The 12003-nt window shown below is 63.8% G+C and carries 13 protein-coding genes; 4 read left to right on the top strand and 9 right to left on the bottom strand.

Annotation, left to right across the window (positions count from 1 at the left end):
* Positions 1-849: 849 nt before the first annotated feature.
* Positions 850-1737 (top strand): alpha/beta fold hydrolase, encoded by an 888-nt coding sequence (locus GO592_RS35995; RefSeq protein WP_011599398.1) that lies wholly within the window; start codon positions 850-852, stop codon positions 1735-1737.
* A 402-nt stretch (positions 1738-2139) separates the two neighbouring features.
* Here the strand turns inward: GO592_RS35995 and GO592_RS35990 are convergent, their stop codons facing one another.
* The 5 genes from GO592_RS35990 to GO592_RS35970 all read right to left on the bottom strand — a co-directional run bounded on the left by GO592_RS35990 (position 2140) and on the right by GO592_RS35970 (position 6210).
* Positions 2140-3147, bottom strand: coding sequence for an acyl-CoA dehydrogenase family protein (locus GO592_RS35990; RefSeq protein ID WP_041813189.1), 1008 nt, complete (start codon positions 3145-3147; stop codon positions 2140-2142).
* Between the two features lie 257 nt (positions 3148-3404).
* Positions 3405-4355 (bottom strand): Rep protein, encoded by a 951-nt coding sequence (locus tag GO592_RS35985; RefSeq protein ID WP_237737276.1) that lies wholly within the window; start codon positions 4353-4355, stop codon positions 3405-3407.
* A 741-nt stretch (positions 4356-5096) separates the two neighbouring features.
* Positions 5097-5414 carry a hypothetical protein gene (locus tag GO592_RS35980; RefSeq protein ID WP_081437564.1) on the bottom strand — a complete coding sequence of 106 codons (318 nt, stop codon included), beginning with the start codon at positions 5412-5414 and terminating at the stop codon, positions 5097-5099.
* Positions 5411-5905, bottom strand: coding sequence for a hypothetical protein (locus GO592_RS35975; RefSeq protein WP_011599403.1), 495 nt, complete (start codon positions 5903-5905; stop codon positions 5411-5413). Before GO592_RS35975 ends, GO592_RS35980 begins: the two co-directional genes overlap by 4 nt.
* Positions 5902-6210 carry a hypothetical protein gene (locus tag GO592_RS35970; RefSeq protein ID WP_016880511.1) on the bottom strand — a complete coding sequence of 103 codons (309 nt, stop codon included), beginning with the start codon at positions 6208-6210 and terminating at the stop codon, positions 5902-5904. The genes GO592_RS35975 and GO592_RS35970 overlap by 4 nt, the downstream gene beginning before the upstream one ends.
* Before the next feature lie 936 nt (positions 6211-7146).
* Between GO592_RS35970 and GO592_RS35965 the strand changes: the two genes are divergently transcribed.
* Complete coding sequence (locus GO592_RS35965; RefSeq protein WP_020476731.1) at positions 7147-7614, top strand: helix-turn-helix domain-containing protein; 468 nt, start codon at positions 7147-7149, stop codon at positions 7612-7614.
* Positions 7615-7816: 202 nt separating this feature from the next.
* Positions 7817-8161 (top strand): helix-turn-helix domain-containing protein, encoded by a 345-nt coding sequence (locus GO592_RS35960; protein ID WP_011599406.1) that lies wholly within the window; start codon positions 7817-7819, stop codon positions 8159-8161.
* A 2-nt stretch (positions 8162-8163) separates the two neighbouring features.
* Here GO592_RS35960 and GO592_RS35955 read toward each other — a convergent pair whose 3' ends face one another.
* Together GO592_RS35955 and GO592_RS35950 are read right to left on the bottom strand one after the other, a co-directional pair.
* Positions 8164-8766 carry a hypothetical protein gene (locus GO592_RS35955; protein ID WP_237723830.1) on the bottom strand — a complete coding sequence of 201 codons (603 nt, stop codon included), beginning with the start codon at positions 8764-8766 and terminating at the stop codon, positions 8164-8166.
* Positions 8753-9721, bottom strand: coding sequence for a hypothetical protein (locus tag GO592_RS35950; RefSeq protein WP_237723826.1), 969 nt, complete (start codon positions 9719-9721; stop codon positions 8753-8755). The genes GO592_RS35955 and GO592_RS35950 overlap by 14 nt, the downstream gene beginning before the upstream one ends.
* 47 nt (positions 9722-9768) lie before the next feature.
* Here GO592_RS35950 and GO592_RS35945 point away from each other — a divergent pair, with 47 nt between their 5' ends.
* Positions 9769-10278, top strand: a complete 510-nt coding sequence (locus GO592_RS35945; RefSeq protein WP_157180068.1) for a hypothetical protein — start codon at positions 9769-9771, stop codon at positions 10276-10278.
* 491 nt (positions 10279-10769) lie between these two features.
* Here GO592_RS35945 and GO592_RS35940 read toward each other — a convergent pair whose 3' ends face one another.
* Both GO592_RS35940 and GO592_RS35935 read right to left on the bottom strand, forming a co-directional pair.
* The gene (locus GO592_RS35940) at positions 10770-11330 is read right to left on the bottom strand and encodes a hypothetical protein (protein WP_011599410.1); all 561 of its coding nucleotides are present in this window, start codon (positions 11328-11330) and stop codon (positions 10770-10772) included.
* 62 nt (positions 11331-11392) lie between these two features.
* On the bottom strand, positions 11393-11998 hold the full coding sequence (locus tag GO592_RS35935; protein WP_011599411.1) for a hypothetical protein: 606 nt from the start codon (positions 11996-11998) through the stop codon (positions 11393-11395).
* Positions 11999-12003: the final 5 nt, after the last annotated feature.

Here is a 12003-nt window from a genome sequence, read left to right as displayed (position 1 = left end):
CGTCCAAGACCACGAGTAGTGGGCGCATGCGCGGAGCCCCGATTTCACTTCCGGTACGAGGGTCAGTCCCGAACCGCGGGCCACGCTCGATGCGAACTGCCTCGTCAGGAGCGATTCTCCTGGTCAGTCGGATAAGGTATGGAGCGGGCTGAGCGGATCGGTACAGGCTGGGTGCTCGCGAATGGCGGCACAGCGTGATGCACGGTGCATCAGCGAGAGCGTTCATGCGGACGATCGTGTTGTACCTCCGCTGTCTGGGTGTCGTCGTCCTGGCAGCGTTCTAGGGGTGACGTGCGCTCGAGATGCGTGACTTGATTTCCGGGGTGGTGGTGCAGACCATGCTGAAGGCGGTCGACTGCCGCTACACCCTCGACCTCGTCCGCGCGCTGCGGCGTCCACAACGCCCATGTTGCTGATCTGGCCCGGAGCGGTTGGCCTCGGAGGTCCCCGGATACCACGCTGATCCGTATCCCGGATGCGGGGCACGTCCCCATGGAGAACGCGCCCGGCCTGATCGCCCGAACGCTCATTGACTTCTTCACGGCGTGGAGGTCGTCCCGTCCCGTCTCGGTCATCCGCATCGGTGCAAGAAGCGCGGCTGGCGCCAAGGTCCCGACGACAGTGAGGTGCCGTTGGACTTCAAGGCCGATCCCAGACCTGACGACTACCAGGAGATCTTGACACTCGCGAGTTCTGTTTCGCCCGCGCGATACCTCGTCCTGTTCGCGTCCCGTCATCGGCGCATTAGCCCTACGCGGGTTCTGCGTACGTGGCAGCCTATCTGCGTAGCGGGTGAACGCTGCATTATTCGCGGTGAGGCATCGTCGTGCGAACAGGGAGCGAGTAGCCATGAACTCACCTTCATTGCCGGTGCTCGCTGGGGTGGAGCACCGGTTCGTCGACGTAGGCGGCGGTGTGACGATTCACGTCGCCGATGCCGGGCCGGCCGACGGGTCGCCGGTCATGCTTGTTCACGGTTTCCCGCAGAATTGGTGGGCGTGGCACGAGTTGATCGGACCGCTCGCGGCCGATGGCTACCGCGTGCTGTGCCCGGATCTGCGCGGGGCTGGGTGGAGCTCAGCGCCCGATGGACGCTACTACAAGACCGATATGGCCGATGATCTCGCGGTTGTGCTCGACCGGCTCGGCGTCGCCCCGGTGCGGGTCGTGGCGCACGATTGGGGTGGTCCGATCGCGGCGCATCTGATGCTGCGACATCCGAAGAAGGTGTCCGGCTTCTTCGGCCTGAACACGGTAGGACCGTGGCTGACGTTCGATCTGACGGCAGTTCGACATTTGTGGCGGTTCTGGTATCAGATCCCGATTTCTCTTCCGGTGATCGGGCCGCGTCTTCTCAGCGACCCGAAGGGTCGCTTTATCAGGATGACGGGCCGTTGGGTCGGCGCCGGGTTCTACCTCGACGACGATGACTTCAGGCTCTATGTGCGTTGCATGCGCTTGCCCGGTCATTCGGTGGCCGGCTCGCGCTGGTATCGCACATTCCTGACGCGAGAATTGATCCGTGCCGGTGAATTCGCGAATACCTCCGTTGATGTTCCGATGCGGTTCCTGCACGGAGTGGGGGACCCGGTGATCACTCCGACGCTGCTGCGCGGGTATGCCGAGCACGCAGGTGGTTTTCGGCTCGAGACGGTCGACGGCGTCGGTCACTGGGTTGTCGATCAACGACCCGAGTTGGTGCTCGAGCGACTTCGAGCGTTCCTGCATGACACCTGAGGTGTATCGCTGGTTCGCTCGTGTTGGGCATTGACCGTGCGAGACACTGCAGAGGGCTCGCCATCCGGACTGGACGCACCCGCTATCCGGGTGCTGGTGATGCACGGTGCATCACGCTGGGCGTGTTGCAGACAATCGTTGTGAGGGCTCGGGTGCCCGCGTGGTGGACTCCCGCCTGTGGGTGGGGTGGACGTCCTGTTGCGATAGATCGAAGATCGTGTCGCTTCGGCCGGGGTTGGCACAGGCCTGGCGGATCTGTGCGAGTGCGGATTCCTGCTGTTCGTGGACGGCGTGCCGGGAGCGGGACGCCGGTGATGGGACCGAGGATGTGTGAGCAGCTTGCCGCTACTGTCGTGAACGTCTGACTCGGTTCGGGTGTCATCGCGCCTCGGTCTCGCAGGTTCACTGGGGGTGACGGGTGGTCAGGATGCGTGACTTGATTTCCGGGGTGGTGGTGCAGACCATGCTGAAGGTGGCTTCCCGGGCCATTCTCTCGGTGGGTTCGCCGTGTTGGACGGATCGGCTTCCTGCGGCGGTGGCGACGTAGTTGGCGGCGGTGACGGCGAATTGGCTGGCGCGGGCGCGGGCGTCGTAGATGTCTCCGTCGCCGGTGGCCGTGTTGTTGAGGGCCTCGCGGATTGTGGCGTGGGTTTCCCACAGTTGTGGGCAGGGGTGTCCGATGCGGTCGGCTTCGGTCAGGCAGGCTCGTGCCACGCCGAGGGCGAGGGAGCCGTTGATCCGGAGAATCGCCCGGTCCGCGATGCTGAGTCCGCCGCGAGGAGTCTTTCGGACGTGGATGACTGCGGTGTGGGGGATGTGGTGTCCGTTGAAGGTCAGTTCGACGGTGTGGGATGCGTTGGCCGCGGACAGCGGGATTCGGTTCGCGTGGACGTTTGGGCCGTCGGTCGCGTCCATGAGGAAGGTGACTGTTTTCTGTGCTCGGGTGTCGTATGCGGTGACACCGATGACGTCGACAAGACCCCATCCGGTGACGAACGGTGCCTGCCCGGTAATGGTGTATCCATCGTCTGTTTCGGTCGCGACGATAAAGGGGTTCTCCGGGTTCGCGTAGCCGCTGCCGGACACCCCGGATGTGACGGCGCCGCTCTGCAGGCCGGCGAGAAATTGTGCCTTGAGGGTGTCGTTTCTCGACATCACCATCCGGAGCAGGGTGCCGTGGTGCTGGGCCCAGACGAATGCGGTCGCCAGGCATCCGCTGACGAGGATTTCGCCGACGTCGGCGAGGGTGTTGACGGGGTCTGTGGTGGCGAAGGTGAGGCCGTAGAAGCCCCGGCCGCGTAGTGCGGCGAAGTGCGATCGCGGGATCTTCCCCGACCTGTCGACCTCCGCCGCAGCGGGCCGCAGCACCTCGTCGGTGAGGTCCTGCGCTTGCTGCACCCAGTCAGTCATGGCTGACACCGTATCCACATTGAGCCGGACCCCGCCGACGCACTCCAACGGTGGGCGGACGCCGTGAGACTCGCCCAGCTTCCGAGAACTCGCACCACTGCGGCAGCGATCCACTGCCGCAACGCTGATCGAGATAGTCCAAAGATCGCCTCCGGTGTTGTTCCACAGCAGTAGCACTCGGCCGGTCACCCGAGGTGCGGCGGCTCGATGGCAGTGGAGGACTACCCGCGAAACTGGCGAACGTCCTTCTGGACGGCTCATCGGAGATCAAGTCGGCGATGTGTGGTGTGACGCAGGGTCCGGCGGATCTGTGCGAGGGCGGCTTCCCGCTGCTCCGGGGTTGCTTGCATGGCGTTGCGATGGTGGATGGCGGTGCGGCGGGCGTGCTGTTCGCGGCGGCGCCGGGCGTCGGCTGCGGTGCGGTGCTGGCTGGGGGAGGGGCCGGTCCAGTCGATGTGGGTCAGTCGCCAGCGGAGGAGGGCGGCCGGTGAGCTGATCCGGTCTGCGGTGGGCCAGGTCCACCCGCGTTGGGTGGTGTCGCGGTCGAGGGTCTGTGCGATGTCGTGGCCGGTCCAGCGGGTGGTGTCGATGCCGGCGGCCGTGATGGTGTCGCAGATGGTGCCGATATGGCCGTGGGTGAGATCGGGGGAGCGGGCGATGAGGGTGGCGGCGGCTCGTTGGAGGTGGAGTGGTCGGGGTTGTGGGGTGGGTGTGGTGGGCCGCGCGTGTGCGCGTTGGTGAGTGCTTCGTAACGAAAGATTATGTGAAGGAACGTAAGTACCGGGGGATAGGGTGTCAGCGCCGGTGGCCTGGGGATGAGTGGTGCTGGCCGCGGTGGTCGGTTGTTGGGGCCGGGTGCGGTGGCGTGCGAGACGTCTGGCGGCGCGGGCGCGGCGCGGACGCGATGGTCGTTGTGGGGGTGGGGGTGTGGCGTCGACGATGTGTTTCGGTGAGCTGAGTGCCCACACGGAGGCGGCGTGGTGTTGTTGGCCGCCGTGGTGGAGTTCGGCGGCCAGGTATTCATGGGTGCGAAGGGTGCGGCCGCGTTCGAGTTCGACACCCATCTGGAGGGTTTTGAGGACGCGGCGGGCCCGGTTGATCACGGAGAGTGAGACACCGGCGTGGTGTGCGATGAGTTGCCGGGACGCGGTGACACCGCGGCCGGTGGTGGAATCCGCGAATCGGGCGTGGGCTGTGGCGACGGCCATTAGGCGTTCGATACTGATGCGGTGGGCGGTGAGTGCGGCTTGGCCAGTGGCGGTGTGGGTGATGTGGTGGCGGAGTTGGCGTAGCCATTCGGTGCGGCCGGACCAGACGGGGATGGTGGCTTCGCGTCCGGGTGTGATCGGGAGGGTGAAGGATCGGCCGCGTTGCCCGGTGTCGCGGTTGTATTCGTGCAGTTTGTTGATGGCTTGGGTGGCTGCGTGGACGGAGGCTTCCCAGGTCTCGACTTCTGCCGACTGCGGAATGTGCGTACCGCCGTGCGTCGATGACGTGGTGTTGGTGGACGAAACGATTGGTGTTGAAGCTGATTCAGCGCATGCGTTAGCATCAGACGTACCTGGCACAGGTATGTCCCTTCGGGGAATGCAGAACGAGTGTCGGAAGCGGGTAACTTCCGGCACTCACCCTCAGAGAATGTGACGGCGCGGCAAGGCCTTCACCCTCTTGGTTGAGGAGGACCGGCAAGTCCTCCTCAACAACATGCCGGCGGAGCGGTTCGTGAATCTGAAACCACCCCCACCAAGGGGGTTTTCGTGTTTTCTGAGGGTCTGCGCTTTGAAATTTGGGTTATCGGGGTAGCGCGATGGTTACGGTTCAGGGGCATCGCCTCGCTTTGGGCGTGGGTGGATGCCGATCCACAAGCGCGGTCACCGCGAACTGTGGAGGTTCGCGCGTGTCCGCTGAAAGGGATCGGAGAAGGGTTGGTTTGGTCGCAGCCGTGCCAGTTACGCCGACCGCGGTGCCGGCTTCACACCGAGCAACAGGTGCGCCGCGGCGGCAACCTCACGGATCTGCTCAACCGTGGCTGTCTCGGGCTCCGATGCGACGAGGTCGACGACATCTACGAGCGCGTCGCGTGATCCCGGGCTGAGACGACACCTGTCCGGTGAGAGCCGGATTGGGCCATGCGTGTCGATGAGATCCGGAGCGGACATCACGGTCGGCGTCCTGGTGTCGGTGACGAGGAATGCGCAGATGACGCTCTCTATCGCGATGAGTTCCCACGTTCGCCCGTGACGGTCGGTTGCGGTAAGACCCCTCATGCGACCGCCCCTCTCGCCGAGGGGCAGTGCAGCCGTGAATCCCAGGCCTCGATGGCCGCGGCGACGCACGCCTCGGCGACAGAGCCCGGTTTGGCGGCGAGGTGCGCCCAGAACGCGGCGGCGACAGCTTCCGCACCACTGAACTGATGGCCACCCAGGTAGTCGTGGGCGTCAACTGAGGAGTCGGCGACCGCGGACCAGGCATAGAGGGCAGCTGACTGAGCGCGGCTGGCGCCGATCGCAGCGAGCCGGTCAATCGCATCCCATCGAGCAGCGAGGGGGTCGACCGTGCCGGTCGGCATATCGCGGCACAACGTGGCGACGGTGTACCCCACGGGTACGGAGAAGCCCGGAATGGTGACCAGACCCCACATCGGGTGGGAGTGCAGGTCAGCGAGCCAGTTCCACCGCAGGGAAGGAAGCCCCTCGGTGCCGGGGCACTCGATCTCGCCGGTCGCCATGAGGAGGACACGGTCGGAAAGACTGCTCATGCCGCCGACCCCCGCTCGATTGCCCGTTGCCCTACGACGCGGTTGTAGTACACCCGCAGCTCACGATCACTGGCGACGGCCGTTCCGTCGTGGCGATACGCGACACCGGCCCAGATCATCGACCGCGGCGGATCTCCCGCCGCGATCATCTTTGCGACTTCGGCGCGGCATGCGGCGAGCCGCGGACACCGGAAGCACTCCCGCTGCGCGTCGCGGCCGGCCTGGTACGAACCCTCATCGATGTCCCACGACTGCGGGTCAATCGAGCACGGCAGGACCGTCGGGGTTGATCGGCGAGCGGTCATGCGGCATCACCACCGGCAGCGACGTGGGTGGCAGGACCTCGGGGAGTCCTGGCACGCAGGACTGCATACGCCCGGAGCCGATCGGCGGGTACATGATTGCCGTAGTAATCGAACGCGGCGCCCGCGACGACCTGATCCTGCGGCGGTTCACCCCCAACGATTCGATCGCGAAGCGTGGCGCGGCACTGGGTGAGGATCGGGCATTCGTGGCACGAATTGATCGCACGCTGCCACGATGCCAACTTCTGCCCCGTCAGTTCCCAGGAAGCGGACTTGCCCGCGCACGTGCCAACACCCGGCTCAGGTGCGGTCAACGGGATCATTCCGCGTGCCTCCAACTCGCGGCGGATACGCCGCAGCTGCGGGCAGTCCTGGCACTCGGGGGTGTAGACGAAGCCGCACCGGAAGCAACGCCCCTCAGGGGTTGGTCGGTGTGCGCTCGCCGAACGCAGCAACGCCGCGACCGAAAAGCGAATCGTTCTCGACGACGTGTCCGCGGTTCCATCGCGCCGCGCTAGCTCGCGGAGCGCGGCCGCAGCTCGGGGGCACAGAGGCTTAGCTGCCGTGACTATGGCGCCGCATTCCTCGCAACGCCCCTCGGCAGACACGTGTTGGGCAGTGATGCGCACCAGGTCGGCAGTGGCTAACGATCGCGCCACGGCTGGATGCCGCTCACCGCGCTCTCTTTGGGCGCCAGCTATCGTGTTCATTGCAGAGACTCCAATCTGCTGATGGTGCCTGAACGGACCGCTAATCCGTTGAGGCTTGAGCCCCCTGGCCGCCGCTAACGGTCAGGGGGCTTCTCGTTGCAATAGGGTTCGACTCTTAGCTCCACCCCCATGCGGCTCTCGTGCAATCATATAAAAGCGATCGTTTAAAACCGATCGTATGTGCGCATCGTAACGAGAGGGCGGCACAGTGTCTACCAGTGACCACATGTGCGGCAGGATTATTTCGGTGAGTCGGCGAGTTATGCGCGGGTTTACTCCGTCCGCCCTGGTTGGCGCGCGCCGCAACGCCGGCTGGTCGCAAGCCGATTTGGCACGGCTTTCCGACGTCGGCGTCGCCACGATTAGAAGGTGGGAGAAGGGCACTGCATCGCCCCAAGTTGACGTCCTGGCGAGGGTTGCCGCTGTTCTTGAAGTTCCCATCTCCGACTTTGTGAATATCCCAGTCTCGGAGCGCTTCCCGGGCGACTGGCGGGTTCTGCTGGGGCTGACCCAACCGCAACTCGGTGCGCGTGCCGGGGTCCGCACTGCCGTGGTTGGCAGCATCGAGCGTGGGGAGACGGCATTGTCCGACAACGTTGCTGAGCGCCTGTCGTCTGCGCTCGACATCTCCATTGCGGAGCTGCGGGATGCGCATCAACGGGCGCGGAGCCGGCCGCCGGGCATGCCCGCCTGACGTCCTCGTGCGCGGTGGCGTGCCCGAACTCCGTGACACCGGTGCCTCGCCTTCTGTCGGTCATGTGAATGATCTTGAGCCTACTTTACTACTGCAAACTTGCAACAGTAAACACTTCCGTAACTACTGCAATAAGGCGACGTCAACGACATCTATACTCATGTCCAACTACCGGCGAAGCTTGAAGTTTGGAGGATGTGCGGTGAGCGAGAGTTTCGCCGAAAGGCTGCGACATCTATTCGACACGGTCCATCCGAAGGGGCGAGGCCCCTACAGTCAAGCGGAGGTTGTCGAGGCCATCCGAGCCGCCGGCGGCAATATGACGCCGGGATACATGTCGCAGTTGCTGTCCGGCAAGCGATCTTCGCCGAGCTGGACCACGCTGCGAGACATATGTCGAGTCTTCGCAGTACCAATGGACTACTTCAATGACGACGATGTCTACGAGGAGATCAAGGGCTATATCGCCTACATCCAAGATCTCCGAGACGCCGAAGACCAGAATATTGCAGCACGAACATACTTCCCGTTCCGGCGTCCCGAATAGGACTAGGTGAACAGTGCGTACGTGCCTCCAGCGATGACGGCGCCCACGAATGCACCCACGATGACCTGACCAGTCGTGTGATCACCGAGCCGCACCCGCGACCAACCGATCGCGGGCGTGCACGCTAGTGCCAGAACCCAAATCGGTGAGACAGCGAGCATGAGAATCACGGTGATGCCCGCTGAGACAGCAGTGTGCACACTGACCTTCCACCGAACGACGCTGGTAATTATCCCGATGGCCAGCAACGTCGCAAACCCTGCGGCCGTGAAGGCGATTAGTTCTGCGGGTGCATTGGCGCAGATCTGAATGACGAGACCCGCAAGCACGATTGCCAAGATAACGACAATCAGAAGGTGACGTTCGCGGTGCTCGGTCACATGGTGATCGCCGATCCGTGATCGCCAGATTTCGAACAGAATGAAGGCCATGGGGAGGCCGCCGGAAATCATGGCGACGAAGATCCCCCATGCCGTCGACTCAAGGTACACGCCCAGGAAGAGTGACGAGACAATGTTGAGAACCCAAGGAGCTCCCACCTCAGTCAATGCTCTGGCAAGGCGATCAACACGGTCGCCGCGGGTTTGATTCTCAGTCATCGCCATCTGCGGCCACCAACTTTTCCTGTCGTGCGGTGTTGAAAGCGACGCCGAGAGTGCGCACCCACTCGACGTCTGAGACGCCCTCCGGAGCGCCGAGAGCTTCCTGGGGCAACTCTTCCCGTGCGAAGCCGGTAAGGATCCACTCAACTATTGCAACTGGCGCTTCGTCCTCGGGAATCGGGGCGCCATGGGGGAGGCCTGCGGCTTGGGCGGCGATGCTAAGGGCGTCCATCACTTCCGTGGCGCGGTCGGCAACGCGATCCGTGGCGCTGCTACCTTTCCAGGAGGGTCGAACGACACCAGGCCAGCGCGCAGTGAGCACCTCATGGAGTTCGAAGAAATCTCGCAACGCCCGGCGTGCGGCCGTCCAGAGAGCCATCGTCGGCCACAGCACACCGATGGTGACCATGAGGACCCCGACGAGCGCAAGAACCTGAGTGATGTCGAAGACTCGGGGAGTCGGATCGATTGCACCGGTAGACGCGGCCAGTACGTATGTGATTCGCATGCCGGCGTAGGCGGTGAGCATGAAAACCCCAGGGCACAGCACCATCAAGCCACGACCCGTCGCGGTCCGCGTGTCGGCATGGCCGGCCGTCACGATGGTCACCACGATGCAGAGAAGGAACGGGTAGAGCATCGCGGTAATGCCGGCCTCCGCATATCCGGGAGTGTGGGCATACAGGTCGTCGAAGGTATATCCGTCGCGCTGTTCCGGCACTTCCGGGGCAGTCAAGAAGAAGGCCACCGACCCGCCTGCGGTGACCATTGACAGCAACGCATGAAGCCGGATGAGCTGTGCGCGACGTCGATCGGACGGAGCCATAAGGTCTGTCACGAGTATGGCTGCACCGAAGCAGATTCCGCTAAACAGGACCATTTTGACCGCGCCAGCACCATTTGAGTGACCAAGTGCGCCTCTCAGTAAGCTCTCGAAGAGCGGCAGGTTGACTGTCATGTGGGCGGCCATGCAGGTGAAGACAGTCAGAACACCGACCAGGTTCCATGTGCGAGCCCACCACCACCTACGGAACCGACTGGCTGCGGCTATCCATAGAAGGACTGCGACCGCCGCTGTTGCCGTCACCTGATCGCCTCGTCGAGGCGAGCGCGCACACCGGGATTGCGGGATGCTTGGTTACTATTCACCCGCCCAAGGAGTCTGCTCGCGAACGCCTCAGCCTCAATTTCCTCAGCGTCGTGTCCGTCACTGCACTCGCGCCGAAGCATTATCTTCGCCAATCCATGAGCCGCTGCTGGAAGAAACTCTTCCGCGAACTCGCGGGCAGGTCGGCCCCGATGCCCGAGCAGGATGTGGCCGAGTTCGTGGGCAAGCGTGCGCTCGCGGGCGTGAACCCAGTCAGCGCAGGAAACCTCGTCCCGGTCGGGATGTTGAACCCATTGGCCGAAAACGCCTATCGGCAGGTTCTTGTTGGATTGAACGACGGTGATCGGGCGCTTCCGGTCCCGGGCTGCTGCCTCCATCAATCCTGCAAGCGTAGATGCTTCCCCTGAGGTCGCTACGCGAAACAGTCGATCGACAGCCTCTGAAACACGATTCGTCATTACCAACCTCCACCCGGGACCATTGGGGCGCATATGAATACACGTGTGCCACATCTTGACGCTGCATCTGAAGCCGCCCCGACGGGCTCCAGGGAACTCCCGGGCGGGAGCGCGGTGGCTAGATTATCAGCACCGCGGATAGCTGCAACCAGAAGGTCTCTGGGACCTCGGTACCAAGCTCTGCGCGCGTAATCGTAGTCGGCGGGAAGGTGGAGAAACCATCCTGAAGTCGTGTTTCGCTGCTGGAGAACAGAACTGCGGTACTCAAACATCGAACCTATCGGTAGCCGGGCGACTGTCAGGCAGAGTGACATAGCTACTCAGAGCTGGTGCCGGTTCGCCCGGCACGCGTGGTGCCCCCCAACTGCAATACGTGCCGACTCGCAATACGGGGTGTGGCAAATGTGAGAAATTGATGCTTCGGCGAGTCGAAATCTCCGTTACCCATTGCAGTTGAGATGCATGTAGATGTCGAGTTCGTCATACGGCGAGTTCACGATCCAGTGGGGCGGAGTGTCGTCGTCGACCTGAATTTCGACTTCTCCGACCGATGGCTTGTCCCAGGTAATGCCGAGAGGAAATTGCTTGGTGCTGCCCTTCGGTCGTGTTTTGCTGACGGCCTCGATCGCTCCCGGGGATTCGGCGAAGTCGTGTGCTGGGTAGTTGAGGCTCTCGTTCTCGATCGTGACGGTTTGGGATCCGTGGGTGAGGGTAGCGTGCCACCCGTTCGGTGCGGCGATGTCGATGGTGAGGTTGTCGCCCTCGCCGTGGCACTCGACGTCGACCTGGTCCGGGGTAGGAAGGGTCACGAGGTCGATGCCTTTGCGGTTGCCGACGCCGATGGCGATGTTGCCGTCCCACCCGTCGGATCCGCCGGACGATTCGGCGGGCGTGACGCTGCCGGGCCGAGTGTCATCGCTCGACGAGCCTGAGCATGCGGCAAGGGTCGCGGCGATCATGGCGATGAGCGCGAGCCCGGCGAGTGCACGGCTGCTGGACATTTTGGTTCCCCTCCTGTTGCCGCATTACGGCTTTGTCGAACTCGATGCGGTGGTTACTGCGTTCAGTACCGGATGGTGTCGATGAGCCAGTTGCCCCCTGTCTTGGTAAGCGTGACCCAGACGATGGTGTTGGGGTTAACAGGGACGGCGTTGTCCCCGGTGATCGCGGTCTGGTGGATGGTGGCGACGCGGTGGATGAGGGTGTCGGTATCGGGAGGGCAGCCGGAGCAGCCGATCAGCACGTCGGCGACGACCTTTGCGTTCGTGGTGGCCCACTGTCCCCATTGCACGCCGGGACCGCGTTCGGGCGTGACTGGAATGGCCACTTGCGCTGCGAGCCTGTCGGTCAGCCACTGTCGGGCCCGCACGAAGCCGTCGTTGGGGGACTGGTCGGTGGCCGGGTACCAAGTGAACGCGACCGATAGGGCCTGGCGGGCGACGTCTTCCGCCACGTCGGCGTCCGGAGCTGGCGCCGCCGTGGTTGGTGGAGGTACGGGCGCAAAGGTCGTAAGTGGTGCTGTGGCTGCCGGTGGTGCCGCGGCCGCCGACAACGACGTTTCTAGAGGCGACGTCTGCGGGTCCTGTTGGGTCGGCCGGCACGCATATACGAGGATGGCGACCAGGGCACCCAGGATCACGACCACGGCCAGGAATCGGCGCACGCTCATCTCGG

This window comes from Rhodococcus sp. 21391, from assembly GCF_016772255.1.
Classification (GTDB): domain Bacteria; phylum Actinomycetota; class Actinomycetes; order Mycobacteriales; family Mycobacteriaceae; genus Rhodococcus_F; species Rhodococcus_F opacus.
Note: the sequence above shows the minus strand (reverse complement) of the source record. Positions and strands in the feature narration are given on the sequence as shown.

Bases quoted from the DNA above. Each gene is read 5' to 3' on its own strand.
- GO592_RS35985 (WP_237737276.1), bottom strand. From the start codon at position 4,355: ATGGCCGTCGCCACAGCCCACGCCCGATTCGCGGATTCCACCACCGGC.
- GO592_RS35940 (WP_011599410.1), bottom strand. From the start codon at position 11,330: ATGTCCAGCAGCCGTGCACTCGCCGGGCTCGCGCTCATCGCCATGATC.
- GO592_RS35935 (WP_011599411.1), bottom strand. From the start codon at position 11,998: ATGAGCGTGCGCCGATTCCTGGCCGTGGTCGTGATCCTGGGTGCCCTG.
- GO592_RS35945 (WP_157180068.1), top strand. From the start codon at position 9,769: ATGTGCGAGCCCACCACCACCTACGGAACCGACTGGCTGCGGCTATCC.
- GO592_RS35965 (WP_020476731.1), top strand. From the start codon at position 7,147: ATGTGCGGCAGGATTATTTCGGTGAGTCGGCGAGTTATGCGCGGGTTT.
- GO592_RS35970 (WP_016880511.1), bottom strand. From the start codon at position 6,210: ATGACCGCTCGCCGATCAACCCCGACGGTCCTGCCGTGCTCGATTGAC.
- GO592_RS35995 (WP_011599398.1), top strand. From the start codon at position 850: ATGAACTCACCTTCATTGCCGGTGCTCGCTGGGGTGGAGCACCGGTTC.
- GO592_RS35950 (WP_237723826.1), bottom strand. From the start codon at position 9,721: ATGACAGTCAACCTGCCGCTCTTCGAGAGCTTACTGAGAGGCGCACTT.
- GO592_RS35990 (WP_041813189.1), bottom strand. From the start codon at position 3,147: ATGACTGACTGGGTGCAGCAAGCGCAGGACCTCACCGACGAGGTGCTG.
- GO592_RS35975 (WP_011599403.1), bottom strand. From the start codon at position 5,905: ATGAGCAGTCTTTCCGACCGTGTCCTCCTCATGGCGACCGGCGAGATC.
- GO592_RS35980 (WP_081437564.1), bottom strand. From the start codon at position 5,414: ATGAGGGGTCTTACCGCAACCGACCGTCACGGGCGAACGTGGGAACTC.
- GO592_RS35955 (WP_237723830.1), bottom strand. From the start codon at position 8,766: ATGGCGATGACTGAGAATCAAACCCGCGGCGACCGTGTTGATCGCCTT.